The organism is Streptomyces sp. CHD11 (assembly GCF_018638295.1).
Lineage (GTDB): Bacteria > Actinomycetota > Actinomycetes > Streptomycetales > Streptomycetaceae > Streptomyces.
Window position 1 is genome coordinate 144,270 of the sequence record NZ_JABTTS010000007.1, and the last position, 18,713, is coordinate 162,982.

Below are 18,713 nucleotides of genomic sequence, written 5' to 3' on the forward strand. Positions count from 1 at the left end.
CCGCCCAAGGGCTAACTTCTCCCTGTATAGAAAGCGCTTGCTGTGACGTTCACCAGTCACCCGCCCCGCGACGGCCCCGCCGCGTGACAGGTGGGGCGTACGCGGCGCGCGGTCCGCGTACGAAGGGAACGACGTGACACGCAAGACGGTGCGAATCGCCATGAACGGTGTGACCGGGCGCATGGGCTACCGCCAGCACCTCGTCCGCTCCATCCTGGCCCTGCGCGAGCAGGGCGGACTCGACCTCGGCGACGGCACCGTGCTGTGGCCGGAGCCGGTCCTGGTCGGCCGCCGCGAGCACGCGCTGAGGACGCTCGCCGAACGCCACGGCCTCGACCACGTCTCCACCGACCTGGACGCGGTCCTCGCCGACGACAGCATCGACATCTACTTCGACGCCCAGGTCACCTCCGCCCGCGAGGAGGCCCTCAGGAAGGCGATCGCGGCCGGCAAGCACCTCTACACCGAGAAGCCCACCGCCACCGGCCTCGACGGCGCCCTGGAACTCGCCCGCCTGGCCAACGCCGCGGGCATCAAGCACGGCGTCGTCCAGGACAAGCTCTTCCTCCCGGGCCTGCTCAAGCTGAAGCGGCTCATCGACGGCGGCTTCTTCGGCCGGATCCTCTCCGTGCGCGGCGAGTTCGGCTACTGGGTCTTCGAAGGCGACTGGCAGGACGCCCAGCGCCCCTCCTGGAACTACCGCGCGGAGGCCGGCGGCGGCATCGTCGTCGACATGTTCCCGCACTGGGAGTACGTGCTGCACGAACTGTTCGGCCGAGTGAAGTCCGTGACCGCCCTCACCGCCACCCACATCCCGCAGCGCTGGGACGAGAACGGCAAGCCCTACGACGCCACCGCCGACGACGCCGCCTACGGCGTCTTCGAACTCGACGGCGGAGCGATCGCCCAGATCAACTCCTCCTGGGCGGTGCGCGTCCACCGCGACGAACTGGTCGAGTTCCAGGTCGACGGCACCGAGGGATCGGCCGTCGCCGGCCTGCGCACCTGCCGTGCCCAGCACCGCTCCGCCACCCCCAAGCCGGTCTGGAACCCCGACCTCCCCGCCACCGAGGTCTTCCGCGACCAGTGGCAGGAGGTCCCGGACAACGGCGAGTTCGACAACGGCTTCAAGGCGCAGTGGGAACTCTTCCTGCGCCATGTCCACGCCGACGCCCCCTACCACTGGGACCTGCTGGCCGGCGCCCGCGGTGTCCAGCTCGCCGAACTGGGCCTGCGGTCCTCGGCGGAGGGCCGCCGTCTCGACGTACCGGAGGTGGCCCTGTGACCCTCCACCTGCCCGGCGCGAACGGCACCCTGCGCGCCTACGAGCCCCGCACCGAGCCCCGCACCGTCACTCCCGGAAGCGCTTTCACCTCCCGTAGGGTCTTCTCCGCGGCGCACGTCGTGGCCGACCCGTACGCGGACGTGTCCCCCGACTCACCGGCCGCCGTCGACTGGGACGCCACCCTCGCCTTCCGCCGCCACCTGTGGTCGCACGGTCTGGGCGTCGCCGAGGCCATGGACACCGCGCAGCGCGGCATGGGCCTGGACTGGGCGGGCGCGGCCGAGCTGATCCGCCGCTCCGCCGCCGAGGCGAAGGCGGCCGGCGGCCGCATCGCCTGCGGCGTCGGCACCGACCAGCTCACCTCGGGCACCCTCGCCGAGGTGCGCGCGGCGTACGAGGAACAGCTCGCGGTCGTCGAGGAGTCCGGGGCCCAGGCCATCCTCATGGCCTCCCGCGCGCTCGCCGCGACGGCGCGGAGCCCCGACGACTACCTCGAGGTCTACGGACACCTCCTGCGCCAGACCACCGAACCCGTGATCCTGCACTGGCTCGGTCCCATGTTCGACCCCGCGCTGGAGGGCTACTGGGGCTCCGCCGACCTCGACGCGGCCACCGACACCTTCCTGGAGGTGATCGCCGCCCACCCCGACAGGATCGACGGCATCAAGGTCTCCCTCCTCGACGCCCAACGCGAGATCGACCTGCGCCGCAGGCTCCCGCGGGGCGTGCGCTGCTACACCGGCGACGACTTCCACTACCCCGAGCTGATCGCCGGCGACGACCAGGGCTTCAGCCACGCCCTGCTCGGCATCTTCGACCCCCTCGGCCCGCTGGCCGCCGAGGCGGTCCGCGTCCTCGACACGGGCGACACGGACGGATTCCGCGCCCTCCTCGACCCCACCGTCGCACTCTCCCGCCACCTCTTCCAGGCGCCCACCCGGTTCTACAAGACGGGCGTGGTCTTCCTCGCCTGGCTGGCCGGCCACCAGTCCCACTTCACGATGGTCGGCGGCCTCCAGTCGGCCCGCTCCCTGCCGCACTTCGCCCGCGCCTACGAACTCGCCGACACCCTCGGCCTGTTCCCCGACCCCAAGCTCGCCGAGGACCGCATGAGGACCCTGCTGCACCTGTACGGAGCGACCCCATGACGACCGCGGACCTCTCCCGCTTCAGCATCAACCAGATGACGGTCAGGCAGCTCACCCTGCCCGAACTCGTCGACGCCTGCCGCGACCTGGGCGTACCGGGCGTCGGCCTGTGGCGCGAGCCGGTCCGGGCGTACGGCGTGGAGGCGGCCGCCAAGCTCGTACGCGACGCCTCTCTGGCGGTGACCACCCTCTGCCGCGGTGGCTTCCTGACCGCGAGCGACCCCGCCGGGCGGACCGCCGCCCTCGCCGACAACCGTCGCGCCGTCGAGGAGGCGGCCGCCCTCGGCACCGACACCCTCGTCCTGGTCTCCGGCGGACTCCCGCCCGGCTCGAAGGACCTGCGCGCCGCCCGCGAACGCATCGCCGACGCCCTCGCCGAACTGGCCCCCTGTGCCGGGGAACACGGAGTGAAGCTGGCCGTCGAGCCCCTTCACCCCATGTTCGCCTCCGACCGCTGCGTGGTCTCCACCCTCGCCCAGGCCCTCGACCTGGCCGAACGCTTCCCCGCCCACCAGGTCGGCGTCGCCGTCGACACGTACCACGTCTGGTGGGACGACCAGGCCCCCGCCCAGATCGCCCGCGCGGGCGCCCAGGACCGCATCCACACCTTCCAGCTCGCCGACTGGACCACCCCGCTGCCCGAGGGCGTCCTCAACGGCCGCGGCCAGATCGGCGACGGCGCCATCGACATGCGGGAGTGGAAGGCGTACGTGGAGGCGGCCGGCTACACCGGCCCCATCGAGGTCGAACTCTTCAACGACGGCCTGTGGGCCCGCGACGGCCGCGAGGTCCTCGCCGAGACGGCGGCACGGTTCGCAGAGCACGCGGGGTAGCGGCCGCGCGCGGAGCGCACCCTCAGACCTCCGGCCCCGCCTCCGGCACACCGGCCCGCAGATGCGCCCCCAGATGACGCAGCACGACCAGCGCACCGGCGTCGGACCCGTCGCCCAGCGGGTAGTGCAGGGCGGGTGCGGAGGCGGGCCCCAGGACGACGGGCCGCACCTCGACGGGCGGGCGGCGGGCGTGGGTGAGCCCGATGCCCCGTACGTCCCGGGCGCCCAGGGTGAAGGCGACCGGGACGGGCGGCGCCTGGAGCACGGGAGCCGTGGTGAGGTCGCGGGGGCCCCGCCGCACCGAGGCCAGCATCGTCGTCAGGCCGTGTTCCCCGACGAGGGTTTCGGCGAGCGGAGTGATCGCCTCCAGGGGCGGTTCCTCGTCCTGCCCGTATCCGATGGTGAGGGTCATGTCCTGCTCGACGCCCGCGGTGGTCCGCGTGACCCGGATCCACGCCAGCGCCGGCCGGCCGGGATGTCCCGTCACGAGCAGATGGGTGGGCTCGGGGGCCCGGTCGCGGGCCAGTTCGGTGAGCCGGCGCGGTGACCAGGGCAGATTGACGGGTTCCGCGGTGCCCCAGCCGGCCGGTGCGGAACCGGTGAGTGCCCGCCAGGCCGCCTCCAGGGCCTCGCCCAGGACGATGTCCTCGTGCGCGGGGAGCGCCGTACGGAACGCCACGACGAGCTGCCGGTCCCGTGACGGGGACGTCCGGCCGAACGCCTCGGCGACCGAGGCGGTGCCGTCCGCCCCGAGCGCGGGCGTGAACGTCCCGTCCCGCCAGCGCAGTACCGTCCCGGACAGCCCGTCGTAGTAGCCCTGTGCGGGGTCCTGGACGACCCAGCGGTTGGGCACCTGGAGGAGGGTGGCGCGTGCGGGGGCGCTGAGCCGGACGTGCGGCGGGGTGACGATCTGCAGGGCGCGGTCCGACTCGGAGGTGCCGCGCAGTACCTCGGACAGCCAGGTGGTCAGGGCCAGGACCGGGCGGTCGGCCAGGACGACGGATGTGGTCGCGGTGAGGACGTCGACGACCGGCTGCTCGTCCTCGGGTACGGCGACGGCGTGCACGTCAGCCGTCCCGTCGGTGGCGGGCCGCCCGCCGTCCGGTGCGGTGGTCGTGCGCGCGTCCGTCCCGCCGGTGACCGGTGCACCACCGCCGGTCCCGGCGGTCGCGCGTACGTCCACGACCTCGGTGCCCGCCGCTCGCCCGGGCCAGGTGCCGCCGCCCAGCAGCAGGGCGAGCCGGCCGCACACCGACGCCGCCAGCCTTTCGGCCCCGGGCACGGCGCCGGAGGCCCTGACCTCGGTCCACCAGAACGGCACGGGCACGTCCCGCCCGAGCAGCCGCTCGGCCTCCCCGGGGACCTGGACGAGCTGCGGGGCCTCCACGGACACCAGGGGCCGGCCGTCCGGGGCGCACAGGCGCAGTACGGCACCCCCGGACGCCGGGCTCACCTCGGCCTCGGGTCCGCCCGCGTACAGGCCGGCCAGCAGGGCCCAGGCGTCCGGCATCCTCGGGGTGAGGGCGATGAGGTCCTTGGTCACGGCGTGTCCCCTTCCTCACCGGTCAGTGCGGTCTGGACGAGTCGGTGGTGTCGGCCGCGGCGGACGAAGGTGCCACGGCCCGGCGGCTGCTGGGAGGCGTACAGGCCGGGGAAGAGCTGTCCCTCGGTGCGGTCGCCGGTCATCACCAGGGCGGTGGTGCCCGTCTCGCGCAGGGTGGTCAGCAGGGGTTCGTACAGCGCGCGGGAGGCTCCCGCGGTGCGGCGTGCCAGGACGAAGTGCAGGCCGATGTCCTGTGCGGAGGAGACGTACGGCAGGAACGGGGCGAGCGGCTGCTGCCCGGCGGTGGTGAGGATGTCGTAGTCGTCGGCGAGGATGACGATCCGGGGGCCGCTGAAGGCGGGTTCGCCGGTCTCTGGCGCGTCCGGGTCGGCGGTCTCGGGCAGCCGCTTGTCGAGTTCGGCGGCGATGCCCGTGGCGAGGGCGGCGGCGAGCGTGGCGTTGTGGGCGTAGCCGCCCCGGTAGGGCTCCGGGACGACGCCGCGCAGGCCGCGACGCGGGTCGAAGACACCGAAGACGAGCTCCTCCTCGGAGTACCGCTCGACGAGCCCGGCGACGATCAGCTTCAGCAGGTTCGTCTTGCCGCACTCGTTGTCGCCGAGGACCATCAGGTGCTGGTCGCCACCGAACAGGTCCAGAGTGACCGGGGCGAGGGCGTCCTGGTCGAGGCCGAGGGGTATCCGCCGCGGTTCGGCGGCCGGCGAGGGCAGCCGGGTCACCGGCAGCCGGGCCGGCAGCACCCGCACCGGGGCGGCGGGCTCGCCGTGCCAGGTGGCGCGGACGGTCCGGGCGGCCGTGTCGAGGGCCGGGCCCACATCACCGGTGGTCGCCGAGCCGTCGATACGGGGCAGGGCGGCCTGTGCGAACAGCTTCCCGTCGGTGAGCACCCGGCCGGGCACGTCCGGCGAGAGGGTCTGGGAGAGCTTGCGGTCGACGGAGGAGTCGGCGGGGTCGTTCAGGCGCAGCTCGATACGGGTGCCGAAGAGCGACTGGGTGGCGATCCGGACGTCGTTCCAGCGCAGCATGCCCGCCACCACGTGGATGCCGTAGCCGCCGCCCCGCTTCAGCAGGTCGGCGACCGGCTCGTCGAGGTCGGAGAAGTCGTCGCGCAGCGCGCCGAACCCGTCGACGACGAGGACGACATCGGTGGAGCCGAGCTGAGGCAGCCGGCCCCGGTCGCGGAGCCGGCGCAACTGGTCGACGGAGTCGATGCCGTGCTCGCGGAACAGCTCCTCGCGCTCGGTGAGCATGGTGCGCACCTCGGCGACGGTGCGGGCCGCGCGCTCCCGGTCGGCCCGTCCGGCGATCCCGCCGACGTGCGGCAGGGTCGCGAGCGCCGACAGCCCGCCGCCGACCAGGTCCAGGCCGTACACGGCGACGTCGCGGGGGGTGTGGGTGAGCGCCAGGGACAGGACGAGGGTGCGCAGCAGGGTGGTCTTGCCGGACTGGGGGCCGCCGATCACGGCCAGATGACCGCCCGCCGTGGTCAGGTCCACCACCCACTGGCCCTGCCACTGCCGGGCCGGGTCGTCGAGCACGCCGAGCGGCACCCGCATCCCGCCCTCGGCGCGTGCCAGGCGCAGTCCGTGCTCGGACACCCGGACCGGTCCGGCGGCGGTGTCGAGGGCGACGGCGTCCGGCAGCGGGGGCAGCCACACGCGCCGTACGGCGGGCGCGGCCCCGGCGAGCCCGTCGACCATGAGGGAGAGCACGGTCGGGCCGGTCTCCCGCCGGGTGGCCGCGGGCCTCTCCTCCGGCTCCTCCTGCCGCTCCCCGGTGTTGTACGCCGGATAGGGCAGGGCGAGCGGCTCGGCGTCCCCCTGCTCCCGGGCCACCGGGCCGCGGTGGGCGCCGGAGACGTAGCCGGCCTTGAACCGTTCGTAGGTGGAGGTGTCGACCTTGAGGTAGCCGAAGCCGGGCAAGGGCGGGAGGTGGAAGGCGTCGGTGGTGTCCAGGACCGTACGGGACTCGTCGGCGGAGAAGGTCCGCAGACCGAGCCGGTACGACAGATAGGTGTCCAGCCCCTTCAGCTTGCCGCCCTCGATGCGCTGGCTGGACAGCAGCAGATGCACGCCGATGGAGCGGCCGATGCGTCCGATGGAGAGGAACAGGTCGATGAAGTCGGGCTTGGCGGTGAGGAGTTCGCCGAACTCGTCGATGACGACGAACAGGTGCGGGAGCGGTTCGAGGTCCGGCCGCTCGGTGGCGCGCAGCACGGCGTAGTGCCCGATGTCGGCGACGTTGCCGGCGTCCTTCAGGACCTGCTGGCGGCGCTTGACCTCACCGGCGAGGCTGGTGTGGACGCGTTCGACGAGACCGGCCTGGTTCTCCAGGTTGGTGATCATGCCGGCGGTGTGGGGGAGTTCGGCGAAGGGGGCGAAGGTGGCGCCGCCCTTGTAGTCGACCAGGACGAGGGCGAGATCCTCGGGGGAGTGGGTGGCGGCCAGGGCGAGGACGAGGGTGCGCAGCAGCTCGCTCTTGCCGGAGCCGGTCGCGCCGACGCACAGCCCGTGCGGGCCCATGCCGAGCTGGGAGGACTCCTTGAGGTCCAGCAGGACGGGTTCGTGGCGGTCCGTCAGGCCGATGGGGACGCGGAGGAAGTCGCGTTCGCCGCGGGGCTTCCACAGGGCGGACAGGTCGAGTCGGGCGGGGTCGGTGATGCCGAGGAGCACGGGGAAGTCGACCGGGCCGGTGACGGGGCTGCCCTCGGCGACCGACTCCGGTGAGAGCCGCAGCGGGGCCAGCAGCCGGGCGATGCCCTCCGCCCCGGCCGCACCGACCGGGTCGACGGTGCCCTCCGCGGTGCGGGCCGGTGCGGCGGCGTCCTCGGCGGCGGAGGCGCGCAGGTCCTCGACCGTCACCCGCTCCCCGTCGACGGTGATGCGCACGCTCACCTCGTCCGGCTCGTCCACCTGCTCCCCCAGGAGGTGCAGCACCGTGATGCCCATGTCCGCCAGCCCCACCGCCGAGTCGGGGCGGGGCAGTTCGGCCGCCGGCTCACCGTGCGCGTCGACCACCACCAGCAGCCGGTCCGCCAGCCGCAGCGCGCCGCGGTCGGCCAGCCCGCGCCGCACCTCCGCCGCGTAGGCGGAGCGCCGGCCCAGCTCGTGCCGCAGCAGGTCGGCCAGCTGCCCGAGGTCGGGCGCGATACGGCGGGCGGTCACCGGGCCGTCGTGCGCCCGCGGATCCAGCACGTGCGGCAGCCACTTCGCCCACTGCCACTCGGCGATCCGCTCCCCGGGCACGGCCAGCGCCAGCGCGACGTCGTCGGGAGCGTGCGTCACCGCCGTCTGCGTCAACAGCGCGCGTACGACCCGCAGTACGTCCTCCCGGTCGCCGACCACGCTGACGTTCCCCGCCCGGTCCAACGGCACCGTCAGGGGCATGTCGGCGGCCGTCGCGAACCGGCGCTGCAGGGCACGCGCCTCGTTGAGCATGAACGGGTCCGGCGGCGTCAGCACCCCGCCGGAACCGCTCTGCTCGATCGCCGGCTCCGGCACCGGCACGTCCCCCACACCGACCCTCACCCGCAGGAAGTCGGTGTCCCGGCGGCGCCGTTCCCACAGCCGGGCAGGATCCCGCACCAGGTCGTACAGGGCCGCCGGCGGAGGGTTCAGCTCCCGCTGCGCGTCGCGCAACCGGCGCTGCGCGGAACCGAGTTCCTCCCGCAGCTCCTCCAGGTACTCCAGATACCGCTCCCGCTGCGTACGCCGGGTGCGCTGCGCCTTGCCGCGCTGCGACAGGAACAGCGCCACGGCCCCCAGCAGCGCGAAGACCAGCACCACCGCGCCCACCACCGCGAACCGGCTGTTGCGGATCACGGTCATCATGATCACGGAACCCATGACGCCGGCCATCGGCAGCAGCGCGGTGGCCGCGTTGCCGATCTTCCCTTCGGGCAGGTTGGGCGGCGCCTCGACCGCCCGGGGCCGGGCGGGCCCGGCGGGCCGGGTGCTGCGGGCGGGCCGGTGGACGATTCTCAGGGTCACGGACGGACCTCTCCGGAGCGGGTCGGAACGGAGGAGGGACGGGGCAGGACCGGCCGGGTACTCATCGCACCCTCACCGCGCGCTCCATCACCTCGGCGGCCAGCCGCAGCGCGGCCTGTCGCGTGGCGTGCGCCAGGAGATCGGTACGGATGGGGCCGCCGCCGGCCAGATGACGGTCGTACGGCACGGTGACGACGGTGACACCGGCCTCCTTGAGATGTCCGGCGGCGGTCTTCTCGTCGAGGAGCGTGTCGGGGGTGCTCGACATCAGCGCCACGACCGTCGTGGCCAGCGCCGAGTGCGGGAGCCGGGCCAGCCAGTCCAGCACCTGACGGGTGGCGTCGACGCCCTCCGCCGTGGTCGGCGCGACCACGACCCGGGCGTGCGCGGTGTCCATCGCCGTGCGGGCCACCTCGCCGGGCAGCGTCTCGCAGTCGGCCACGATCACCGCGAAGTAGCGGCGCAGCGCCAGCGTCACCTTGCGGTACGCCGTCATGTCGAGCGGCGGACCGACCTGGCCCCGGCTCGCGGGCAGCAGCCAGCCGCCGTCGGACACCGGCACCAGGTAGCCGGTCACGTCCGTCAGGCTCATGGACGGCTGGAGGACCGGCGCGAGATCGGCACAGGTCCAGCGCACCGCCTCGGCGCCCATGCGCACCGGCAGGGTGCCCAGCGCGGTGTCCGCCTCCAGGGTCAGCACCGGGTCGTGCCGGTAGTGGTTGAGGGTGCGCCCGAGCAGCGCGGAGACGGTGGACTTACCGACACCGCCCCGGATGGAGGTGACGGCCACCACCCGGCCCGTGGTGACGGGTTGCTGCACCTCACGGGCGATCCGGGTCTGCTCGGCGACGTCCTGCGCCGCGGACGAGGTGAGCCCTCGCAGCACCCTCCCGGTGCGGCGGGACACGGAGTCGCCGTGGAGGGGACGCCCCAGGGCGAGGAGGAGACGGGGGTCGAGGGTGGGTGCGGACTCGGGGGCGGGGGCCGCCGGGAGGCGGGCACCCGGGGCGGGGCGAGCCGGTGCCACGGGCCGCTCCGGGAGCGGGGCGCCGACGGCCTGCGGGGAGGCGGACTCCCCGGGCCGGGCCTCCGGGCCCGGGTGGCTGCTCCCGGAGTCCCCGGAGTCCCCGGAGCGCTCCGAGCCCTCGGCGGTCTCGGAGTTCCCGTGGTTCCCGAAGCCGCCACCCCCGCTCAGCTCCCGCAGCACATCCCGCTGCCAGTCGCCACCGTCGCCACCGCCCGCGCCGCGTGCCGGCGGCCGCTCCTGCCCCTGACCGTCCTGCCCCTGCGTCATGCCGCCGTGCTCCCTAGGCAAAGGTGTCGAGCAGTCGCCCGTACACACCGAACACGCCGACGAGCAGCGGAAGCAACGTGATGACCCCCACCGATTCGAGCAGGTCACCGGCGCGCCGCAGCCGCACCCGCACATGCTCGGCCGGCTCCACAGCGAGCACGGCGAGCGGCAGGACCGCCAGGGCGACGAGGACGGCCAGCGGTGCGGCGGCCGAGGCCCGCTCCGCCCACACCAGCAGCAGCCGTACGACGACGAACGCCGCGGCGACCGGCAGCACGACCACCTCGGCGACCAGCGGAAACGCCCGCGCCCGCAGGGCCAGCACCACCGCGACGACCGCGGCCAGCGACACCGTCCACGCGGAGGGATCCCGCAGCGCCAGTACGGCGGCCGCGGCGGCGGACCCGGCCAGCGTGACCGTGGCGAGCACCAGACCGCGATGGGCGGCGGCCAGGGCGGCGGACACCTGGTAACGGCTGACGGAGACCCCTCCGGCCCGGCGGTCGTCGAGCCCTGACAACCCGGACACCATCAGCGCGAGCCGCGGCAGCACCCCGAGCGCCACCACACAGACGACGCCGAGCACGGCCCCGACCCGCGCCTGCTCCGGCGCGGTCCCGGCGCCGGACTGCACGGCGATCGCGGCCTCCCAGCCGACGGCGGTCACGGCCACGGCACCGGCGCCCACGATCCCGCCCCGCCCCAGCGGCGTGAACAGCCCGAGCAGCGCCAGGAACAGCACACCTACGACGGCTACCCCACCGAGCCGCAGAGCGCCCGCCGAGGACCCCCCGAGGTCGTCGACCAGGCTCCACACGCCCAGTACACCGAGCGCGCCACCGGCACACAGGAGGGTCGCGGCGAGAGCGTGCCTGCGCACCCGACCCAGGACCGCTCCGGCGACGGCTGCCGCACCGGCGGCGGCGAGCAGGGCACCGGCGACGACCGACCGGTCGTACTGCGCACGCGCGAACAGAGCGGCGACCACCACCCAGCCCACGCACGCGACACCGGCCGTGACCCGCCGAGCGGCCGGCCCCCATACCCACGCCCGGTGACCGAGATCCTCGGCCACCTCGTCGGTGACGTCGTGTACGACGGGAGCGGGCGGGGCGTCCTCCGCACGGACCAGACGCAGCACGGCCCCGTCACGAATGCCCGCGCTCTCCAGTGTGCTGTCGTGATCGAGCGCGGAACCGTCCACCGTGACGAGGTGACGTACGGCGGGCCGCCCCGCCGCGCGGTCGTCCAGCACCCGCATGATCTCGGGCAGCAGCAGTCCGACCGGCTCCCGCGCCGGAAGCACCAGGTCGACACGCCGCCGCTCACCGACCAGCGTGACCCGGCTCAACACCGCGGGCCCACTGGCCGTTTCCCTGCTCAAGGCCCCCGTAGACATCACGTTCGCGAACCTATCACCGGCTTGTAGGACCACTGGAGGGCGTGGAAACACCTGGGGAGTACGGGCTGTCCTGCCCCATCAGCCGATGCGACACGAACGACCACCCCACGCATCCCGCACACAGCACGGCCGCGATCACCATCCCGGCGACCATCTTCCCCAACCGCTCGTCCACGGCCCGCCGTTGCCGCTGCGCCCCGAACAACAGGGCGTCCCGCAACCGCCGCCGCCGCACGGAAACGGATTCGAGCAGCTGACTGTCGTACTCCTGAGCGGACACGCTGATCATTCACCTCACGTCGGGTCAGGTGGGGAATTCGCCGAGCCAGGTGCGCTTGAGCAGGTGCTCGGGCAGGTACTCCGACTCGACCTCGATGGGAAGTCCGGCGTCGTGGGCGAGGCAGGCGAGGGCGAGGATCGCGAGGGGGATGTCACCGTCGCCGGTCTCCTGGCGTTCCTCGCTCGCCGTCCAGTACTCCTTGTGCAGTTCCAGTCCCCGCACCAGGGCCTCGTTGAACTGCTCCGCGTCCCGGCCGGCGAAGCGGTAGAACAGATTGATCGGCGGATACAGGACCTTGAGCATCATCTCGCGGTCCATGAACCGAAGCTGGTCCGGATCGGACCCGTCGAACGCGGCGACGAGCTTCTCCCCGAGCCCCGGCCGCTCCAGCCAGTACGTCTGGAGGGCGTCGACCCAGTGGTAGATGTACTCCTCGAAGACCGCGCCGGAGGCCCGCAGCGTCTCGACCGGCACCTCGCACAACTGCGTCATCCGCGTCTGGTCCCGGCAGACGACCGCGAGCCAGAAGGCTTCCAGCCAGGTTCCGGCATCCGTGAAGTGTGCGGGCCCCACGGCCGGGATGTTGCGTACCTGGTGCGCAATCACGCACTCGACGGTCGAGCCCTCAGGAGCGGTCGCCGACGCGAACAGGGCAGACCCGACCTGCATGGCCATGACCCACGCTTCCCACGTCTCCAGCTTGGCTGCGGTGGGATCGTCGAGAGTCTGCAACTTGGCCGTGCTCAGGGCTTTGCTGAAGACCCGGCCGAAGCTGTCTGGATACTCCTCGAGATCCTCAACCTTCGCGACCGTACGGGTGTTCAGTTCCTCTCGGAACGTGTCTGGAATTGTGTGGGTGCCCTCTAGTTCTGGTCGTGAAATCCTCGTCTGCACGTGCAGTTTCCTTACTTTGTGACCTTGAAACGCAGCATTTCATAGCCGCCGTAGTCGGCTCCGTCGGGCTTAGCCTTTACGAGGACGTAGTCCAGTTTCTTCGTGTTGAGAGCTGTGTCCAACTCGTCGGCAAGCTGGCGTTCTGCCCTTGCTGCGTCCAGCAGATTTGAATCTCCGGTTCTCTTTCCTCTCTTTTCGCTCCTTTCGGCTCTTTTGTTCATTTCCTGGAGAATGGTCTCGAAGTATTCCTTCGTCCCCTGAGTCACCAACCGCCCACTGTGCCCCTTACGCGTTCCCAGAGCGGCCGTCGTAGACCCCTTCGCCTCGACCACCACGTACCGGCCGTCCGTCGTCCGGTACACCTGGTCGAACCGATTGTTGCCGAACGCCCCGTCGTCCAGGCGCACCGCGCCCGCGTAGTGCTCCGGGATGGCGTGGCGCTCGGCCGCGTACTCGCCGAGCAGTTCGCTCTGCCGGTTGGCGTCGCCGTGGAGCGGTGAGTGCGTCTTGTCGGCGAGATCCCGCGCTGCGGCCAGCTCGTCCGTGCGGTTGGCGGCATAGGCCTTCTCCGCCTCCTTGAGGGCGTCCTCCGCCGCCTTGTCGGCCTTCACCGCCGTGTCCCGTTTGGCGGCCTGGCCGTCCAGGTACTCCCGTGTGGTGTCGGGGAGATCCGCAGGCTTGCCCTTGATCGGGTCCCGGCTCACATAGTCTTCCTTGATCGCCGGAGGCATGTCACTGGCCGCGATCCACTTCGGCGGCGCGAACGGGTTGAGCGTGAGCTGGGGTACGGCCTGGCCGTATCCACCCTCGGCAGATGTGTCCCGCCGGTACCCGTTCTCGCGGTAGTGCTCCTTGAACCACTCGGGGTCGCTGTTGGCCCGTTCCACCTGCCGGTGCATGACCTCGCGTTCGACATCCAGCGGATCGCGGCTGCCGGAGGGTGATCCGCCGGAGCCGTCCCCACCCGTGCGGCCGCCGCCGGTCCCTCCGTGCCGGTCGGGAATCGTGCCACCGTCGTTCCCGCCGCTGCCCGAAGGCCCGTCGCCTCCCGTCGCGTTCCCACCCGTGTCGCGGGCGGGAAGCGTGTCCGTGCCGCGTGCCCCGGTGTTTTCGCCGACGTGGGCGGAGGCCGGCGTGTTCCCGCCGGCCCGCCCGGTCGCGTCGCCGCCGACGTGGGCCGCCGTGCCCCCGGTGGCATGCGCACCCGCCCGGTCGCCTGCCCCGACGAGCGCGGGCTCCTCGTGCCGCAGGTTCTGCTCCAGCAGGTTCCGGTCGGCTACCGACAGTTCGACCTTCGCCGGCGCCGCCGTCCCGTCCGCGCGGACGACCGAGCCGTCGTCCAGGTTCAGGCGGGTGCCGTCCGGCCACTCCACGATGTTGTCGCGGATGACCGGCATGTCGTCGGCGGCCCGTACGACGCTGCCGTCGGGCTGGACGCGTCCCGCGCCGGACAGGATGTCGTCGTACGCGCCCGCGTGCACGCCCCGCAGGCCGGCGAACAGGTCGGCGACCTTGACCGTGCCGAACTTGGCGGCCTTGCCGAGGTACGTCATCGGGTCGACCAACCGGGCCGTCTTGCCGAGCGCGCCGACCGTGCGGGCCACCGCGCCGCTCTTCGCGGCGGCTCCGGCACCGCCGGTGAACACGGTCGTCAGGACGTTGAAGGTGACGGCGCCGCTGGCCCGTGCCGGGTTCTCGCCCCACTGGTCCCAGGCCACCAGCGCCTTTCCCGCCTCCTTGACCGTGTTGCGGGAGTCCCGCAGATAGGAGGGCAGCTTGTCCTCGGGCATCGCCCAGTAGGCGACGCCGACCACGGGAACGGCGGTGATGAGCACACCGGTCGCCAGCTTCCCGAGCCCCTTCCACGCCTCGCCCGCCGCGTCCCAGCCGTCGACACCGACCAGGGTGCCCAGACCCCGGATCGTGCCCCACACCCCGTCGACGACGAAGCCCTTGCCGAACTCCCACACCTGGTGGCCCAGCCAGTCCAGCCCGTGCCGTTCCTTCTCCACGGTGCTGCCCCAGGGCAGTTCCCCGGACTGGTTCAGCAGGTCGGCGGTGAAGCCGTAGACCTTGGTGCCCCGTTCCAGCAGGCGTTTCTCCGCGCCGTCCTCCACGATCAGCGTCGAACCGCCCACCAGGGCGGTGATCGTGTTGTGGCAGGTGATCTCCGCCTGCCAGAAGGCGGCCGTAGTGGTGTTGACGTCGTGCACGAGGTCGTTGTTGAGCTCGACGTTGTCCTCGTCCTCGCGCCAGTCGTCGTCGCCCGCTATCTGCTGCCGGAAGGTTTCCGCACGCCGCTTGAGGCTCTTCAGTTTCGCCACGAGCGGCTGGATCTCCGCCTCGTACGAACTGAGCGCCGCCGCGACCTTCTCCAGGTCATCGGCGAACTCGTCCGCCTTGGCTGCCACCGGCGCGGTCGTCGCGAACAACTGCTCCGCCTCCGGAGCCGTGTAACACGCCGACAATCCCTGGAACCGGGTATGGACATCCGAGCCGGACTGGCGGAACGCGATGGCCTCCGCCGTCAACAGCATGTGATCCGTGGTCAGTTGCTCCAGATCCCCGGTGAACTGCGGAATGTTCTGCGGGTCGATCGGGGTCGCGCTCACCGGCCCCCCTGCTGCCCGCCATCAGCCCCCGGCAGGTCGATCTTCGGTTCCTTCAACGCGTTCGCCTGCGCCCGCGCGGCCATTTCCAGGTCACCCTTCACATACGCGTTGGTCGCACCGGCCGCCCCGCTGAGAGAGTTCGACGTCCGCACCGCGACGTACATCAACTTCTCCTGGTAAGCGGTGAAGAACTCACCCAGCGCCGCCGCGACCGGCCCCTGGACGCCGCTGCGCTCCACGCCGCCCTGCTGGATCGTGCCGGCCGACTTCGCGGCGCTCGGCATGGTCTTCTGCAGCGCCTTCCCGGTGTTCGACAGGCCCTCGGCCGCCGTCGCCGTCTTCTTCAGCACGCCCTGCACACCGGACGGCGAGATGTCCCACCCCGTCATACGGACCCCGTTTCCCCGTACTTCCGTACTTCCGCACCGCCCCGCTTCAGCCGATGTTGTCGACTGCCGCGCGCGCCTTGGCCATCGTGGACTGGGCCGTTCCGTCGTTGTCCTCAAGGGTCGTACGCACCAGCTGGATGATCTGGCGCACCTCGGTGGCCGCACGGTTCCAGCGCGCTTCCTTGCCGTGGTACTCCTCGGAGACCCCGTCGGCCTGGAAGTCGGCCATGGCCGCCTTCACCGCCTTGTCGCGGTCGGCGAGCACACGCTCCAACTGTCCGACGATTCCCTGCAGTCCGCCCTGCACCTCGCTCGACGCACCGGTGTCGTAGGAACGGCGGTCCAGATTCTGTCCCATGCTCAAATCCCCCTGTGTCTCGTGTCGTCAGTCCGGCCGGTGTCTCAGCGCGCGCCGAAGCGGGCCGCGTCGAAGTTGGCGGCCCCCATGTTCTTCTGCGCGTTGTCCTGCTGCTCGCCCTCACCGGTCGTGAACGCGGTGTCCATCCCGCCCTGACCCTCGAGGATCGCGGCGAGCGACCCGTTGAGCGCGGCGGTGATCTCGTCCGCACGCGTCTTGAACGAGTCGAAGGCGACCTTCCCCGACCCGTTGAACTTGCCCTCCAGCGGCTCCGCCGCCTGGATCAGCATCCGGATCAGCGTGCCCAGGTCGGTACTCGAACCGACCGTGTTCCGCCCCAGATCCGACAGCGTCGTGGACCCCATGTCGAACTTCACGCGTCCCACCCCCGTGCGTCCCGTACATCACACCCTTGCTCGAACATGCTGTCGCACAACACATTGCGGACGCAACGCTGTTGATCGCGATGTGACGCGATCCGGACATGACCGGGAGGAAGGCGCCACCCGGCAACCCCTGACCGACTCTGCGGTCAACATGACTTACGGTGCGCGGAGTTGTATCGCGCAGCGGTTGGCGGGAGCTACCTTGGCAGCGTTGTCATGGGGACGACGTCGATGTCAGGGGGGACCATGGGGCTGTGGGTGAGGTTGCCGCCGGAGGACGGCGAGGAAGTGCTGTGCGTGAAGACGGGGGCAGTTCTCGTGCCCGGTACGGAACTGGCGCTGGTCGGCGGGATACTCGTCCTCACGAACAGGCGGCTGTACCACGGCCCGTTGGACACCCGTCTTCTCGGTCAATGGCTCGCCCGGTTCGTCGACGCGGCCGGGCCGGCAGGCGGCGGCGAACTGATCGACCTGTTCGTCAACTGGACGAACAAGGCACGGACCGTGCCGCTGTCCAGCGTCTCGTCCGTGACCGCCATCCGGACCTCGTCGATGCGCGTCACCACGCTGGACGGCAAGCACCGGGTCTTCGGCGTTGCCGCCGACTGGAAGGCGCCGGTCTGGTCGCGGAGAAACCCACCGCACCGTGACGAGATGCGCGCCGCCGTTCTCCGCGCGGTCGAAGCCGCACGCCGGCAGTAACGCGACGGCTGCGTCAGCGCCTATGAGCCGCGTTCCCGGGCCGGCCCTCCCACTCCGACCCACGCGCGGCACTCCACCACATGCGTCGCGCGCGGGTGAAATCAGTTGCCGTGCCGTGCAACCCTTCCCCCGCCTCGCGGGTCGTAGTCGGTGTCAGGACTTCTGGGAGGGGATCCGGGGGGATTCGAGGGATCCTGGCAGGGGAGGGAAGCGAAGGGGCCCGGTCGATGGACCGGGCCCCTTCGAAGTCCGTCCGCCCTCGCGTCCGACGGTCGGCTCAGAAGAACACCCCGCACCGCAGCAGCACGTTCGCGTACGGCCGGGCCTCGCCGGTGCGGACGACGAGTCGCGCGCCGGTGCTCAGCTCCTTGAGCCGCTCGTGCGGGACCAGGGTGAGCGCGGGGAAGTGGCCCGCCAGCAGTTCCGCCGCCGCCGGATTGGCGTCCCGTACCTCGGCCGCCGCCGTCGCGCCCTCCACCACCAGCTCGGCCAGCAGCCCCTCCAGCACCTCCGCGAAGGACGGCACCCCGGCCCGGAAGGCCAGGTCCACCACGCGCGGCCCGTCGGGTATCGGCATGCCGGCGTCGCACACCAGCACCCCGTCGCCGTGCCCGAGTTCGGCCAGGGCGCCGGAGAGGTGCCGGTTCAGGATCCCGTGCTTCTTCACAGCGACGCGACCTCCGCCGCCGTCGGGAAGGAGACCTGCGCCCCCTCCTTCGTTACCGTCGCCGCTCCCACCCGGGCCGCGTACGCCGCCGCCTCGGCCGGCGACTCGCCCGCGCCGAGGCGCCAGGCCAGCGCGGCGGTGAACGCGTCACCCGCGCCCGTGGTGTCCACGGCGTGCACCTTGACCGACGGGACCCTCGTGATCCCTGTCGAGGACGCCACCAGGGCGCCCTCGCCGCCCAGCGTCACCACCACCGAACGCGGGCCCTTCGCCAGCAGCAGCCGTGCCCAGTCCTCGGGTCGGTCGCTCACGCCGGCTCTGTCGCCCAGAATGACCTTCGCCTCGTGCTCGTTGACGATCAGCGGATCGCAGGCCGCCAGCACCTCCGCCGGAAGCGGCCGCGGCGGGGACGGGTTCAGTACGAAACGGCTGCCCGGCACCAGACTCCGCACCACCTCCACGACCGTCTCCAGCGGGATCTCCAACTGCGTGGACACCACCCGGGAGGCGTGGAAGAGGCTCGCGGCCGCCCGTACGTCCCCAGGCGTCAGCCGGCCGTTGGCACCCGGGGAGACGACGATGCTGTTGTCGCCCGACGGGTCCACCGTGATCAGCGCGACCCCGGTCGGCGCCCCGCCCACCAGCACGCCCACCGTGTCCACCCCGGCCGCCCGCTGCGAGTCCAGCAGCAGCCGCCCGTGCCCGTCGTCACCGACCCGGGCCAGCAGGACCGTACGGGCGCCGAGCCGGGCGGCGGCGACCGCCTGGTTCGCGCCCTTGCCGCCCGGGTGGACGGCCAGGTCGGAGCCGAGCACCGTCTCCCCGGCGTCCGGCCGGCGCTCGACACCGATCACCAGGTCGGCGTTGGCCGAGCCGACGACCAGCAGGTCGTAGTCGTACATGAATCGCTCCC

16 protein-coding genes are annotated in these 18,713 nt (G+C 72.2%); 4 read left to right on the top strand and 12 right to left on the bottom strand.

The annotated features are described in order from the left end of the window. Positions 1–133 precede the first annotated feature (133 nt). The 3 genes from HTV45_RS09420 to HTV45_RS09430 are packed head-to-tail and all read left to right on the top strand — an operon-like array spanning position 134 to position 3,266. On the top strand, positions 134–1,285 hold the full coding sequence (locus HTV45_RS09420) for a Gfo/Idh/MocA family protein (RefSeq protein WP_215205202.1): 1,152 nt from the start codon (positions 134–136) through the stop codon (positions 1,283–1,285). Beyond that, positions 1,282–2,433: a dihydrodipicolinate synthase family protein gene (locus HTV45_RS09425; protein ID WP_215205203.1), complete on the top strand. Its 1,152-nt coding sequence runs from the start codon at positions 1,282–1,284 to the stop codon at positions 2,431–2,433. The genes HTV45_RS09420 and HTV45_RS09425 overlap by 4 nt, the downstream gene beginning before the upstream one ends. Next, on the top strand, positions 2,430–3,266 hold the full coding sequence (locus tag HTV45_RS09430; protein ID WP_215205204.1) for a sugar phosphate isomerase/epimerase: 837 nt from the start codon (positions 2,430–2,432) through the stop codon (positions 3,264–3,266). The genes HTV45_RS09425 and HTV45_RS09430 overlap by 4 nt, the downstream gene beginning before the upstream one ends. Before the next feature lie 22 nt (positions 3,267–3,288). On the opposite strand, the gene HTV45_RS09435 is transcribed toward HTV45_RS09430, so the two are convergent. The 10 genes from HTV45_RS09435 to HTV45_RS09480 all read right to left on the bottom strand — a co-directional run bounded on the left by HTV45_RS09435 (position 3,289) and on the right by HTV45_RS09480 (position 16,422). Continuing rightward, on the bottom strand, positions 3,289–4,809 hold the full coding sequence (locus HTV45_RS09435) for a DUF6177 family protein (protein WP_215205205.1): 1,521 nt from the start codon (positions 4,807–4,809) through the stop codon (positions 3,289–3,291). Then, positions 4,806–8,816, bottom strand: a complete 4,011-nt coding sequence (gene eccCa, locus HTV45_RS09440) for a type VII secretion protein EccCa (RefSeq protein WP_215205206.1) — start codon at positions 8,814–8,816, stop codon at positions 4,806–4,808. Before eccCa ends, HTV45_RS09435 begins: the two co-directional genes overlap by 4 nt. A gap of 61 nt (positions 8,817–8,877) precedes the next feature. Beyond that, the gene (locus HTV45_RS09445) at positions 8,878–10,110 is read right to left on the bottom strand and encodes a MinD/ParA family protein (protein ID WP_251691816.1); all 1,233 of its coding nucleotides are present in this window, start codon (positions 10,108–10,110) and stop codon (positions 8,878–8,880) included. A gap of 13 nt (positions 10,111–10,123) precedes the next feature. Beyond that, the gene (gene eccD / locus HTV45_RS09450) at positions 10,124–11,509 is read right to left on the bottom strand and encodes a type VII secretion integral membrane protein EccD (protein WP_215205207.1); all 1,386 of its coding nucleotides are present in this window, start codon (positions 11,507–11,509) and stop codon (positions 10,124–10,126) included. 16 nt (positions 11,510–11,525) lie between these two features. After that, entirely contained in the window at positions 11,526–11,801 is a 276-nt protein-coding gene (locus tag HTV45_RS09455) for a hypothetical protein (protein WP_215205208.1), read from the bottom strand. Positions 11,802–11,816: 15 nt separating this feature from the next. Beyond that, positions 11,817–12,524, bottom strand: coding sequence for an immunity 49 family protein (locus HTV45_RS09460; RefSeq protein ID WP_251691818.1), 708 nt, complete (start codon positions 12,522–12,524; stop codon positions 11,817–11,819). Positions 12,525–12,697: 173 nt separating this feature from the next. Next, complete coding sequence (locus HTV45_RS09465) at positions 12,698–15,298, bottom strand: hypothetical protein (protein WP_215205209.1); 2,601 nt, start codon at positions 15,296–15,298, stop codon at positions 12,698–12,700. Continuing rightward, positions 15,295–15,687, bottom strand: coding sequence for a DUF6507 family protein (locus HTV45_RS09470; protein WP_215205210.1), 393 nt, complete (start codon positions 15,685–15,687; stop codon positions 15,295–15,297). The genes HTV45_RS09465 and HTV45_RS09470 overlap by 4 nt, the downstream gene beginning before the upstream one ends. 46 nt (positions 15,688–15,733) lie before the next feature. Beyond that, positions 15,734–16,045 (bottom strand): pore-forming ESAT-6 family protein, encoded by a 312-nt coding sequence (locus HTV45_RS09475; RefSeq protein WP_215205211.1) that lies wholly within the window; start codon positions 16,043–16,045, stop codon positions 15,734–15,736. A gap of 44 nt (positions 16,046–16,089) precedes the next feature. Further along, complete coding sequence (locus HTV45_RS09480; RefSeq protein WP_215205212.1) at positions 16,090–16,422, bottom strand: hypothetical protein; 333 nt, start codon at positions 16,420–16,422, stop codon at positions 16,090–16,092. Positions 16,423–16,662: 240 nt separating this feature from the next. On the opposite strand from HTV45_RS09480, the gene HTV45_RS09485 reads away from it, so the two are divergent. After that, complete coding sequence (locus tag HTV45_RS09485; protein WP_215205213.1) at positions 16,663–17,133, top strand: hypothetical protein; 471 nt, start codon at positions 16,663–16,665, stop codon at positions 17,131–17,133. Between the two features lie 277 nt (positions 17,134–17,410). On the opposite strand, the gene rbsD is transcribed toward HTV45_RS09485, so the two are convergent. After that, positions 17,411–17,800 (bottom strand): D-ribose pyranase, encoded by a 390-nt coding sequence (gene rbsD, locus HTV45_RS09490; protein ID WP_215205214.1) that lies wholly within the window; start codon positions 17,798–17,800, stop codon positions 17,411–17,413. Beyond that, positions 17,797–18,702 carry a ribokinase gene (locus tag HTV45_RS09495; RefSeq protein WP_215205215.1) on the bottom strand — a complete coding sequence of 302 codons (906 nt, stop codon included), beginning with the start codon at positions 18,700–18,702 and terminating at the stop codon, positions 17,797–17,799. The genes rbsD and HTV45_RS09495 overlap by 4 nt, the downstream gene beginning before the upstream one ends. Positions 18,703–18,713: the final 11 nt, after the last annotated feature.

Excerpts from the sequence above, each read along its gene's own strand:
- HTV45_RS09455 (WP_215205208.1), bottom strand. The coding sequence starts at position 11,801 with ATGATCAGCGTGTCCGCTCAGGAGTACGACAGTCAGCTGCTCGAATCC.
- HTV45_RS09495 (WP_215205215.1), bottom strand. The coding sequence starts at position 18,702 with ATGTACGACTACGACCTGCTGGTCGTCGGCTCGGCCAACGCCGACCTG.
- HTV45_RS09470 (WP_215205210.1), bottom strand. The coding sequence starts at position 15,687 with ATGACGGGGTGGGACATCTCGCCGTCCGGTGTGCAGGGCGTGCTGAAG.
- HTV45_RS09445 (WP_251691816.1), bottom strand. The coding sequence starts at position 10,110 with ATGACGCAGGGGCAGGACGGTCAGGGGCAGGAGCGGCCGCCGGCACGC.
- HTV45_RS09485 (WP_215205213.1), top strand. The coding sequence starts at position 16,663 with ATGTCAGGGGGGACCATGGGGCTGTGGGTGAGGTTGCCGCCGGAGGAC.
- HTV45_RS09475 (WP_215205211.1), bottom strand. The coding sequence starts at position 16,045 with ATGGGACAGAATCTGGACCGCCGTTCCTACGACACCGGTGCGTCGAGC.
- eccD (WP_215205207.1), bottom strand. The coding sequence starts at position 11,509 with ATGTCTACGGGGGCCTTGAGCAGGGAAACGGCCAGTGGGCCCGCGGTG.
- HTV45_RS09430 (WP_215205204.1), top strand. The coding sequence starts at position 2,430 with ATGACGACCGCGGACCTCTCCCGCTTCAGCATCAACCAGATGACGGTC.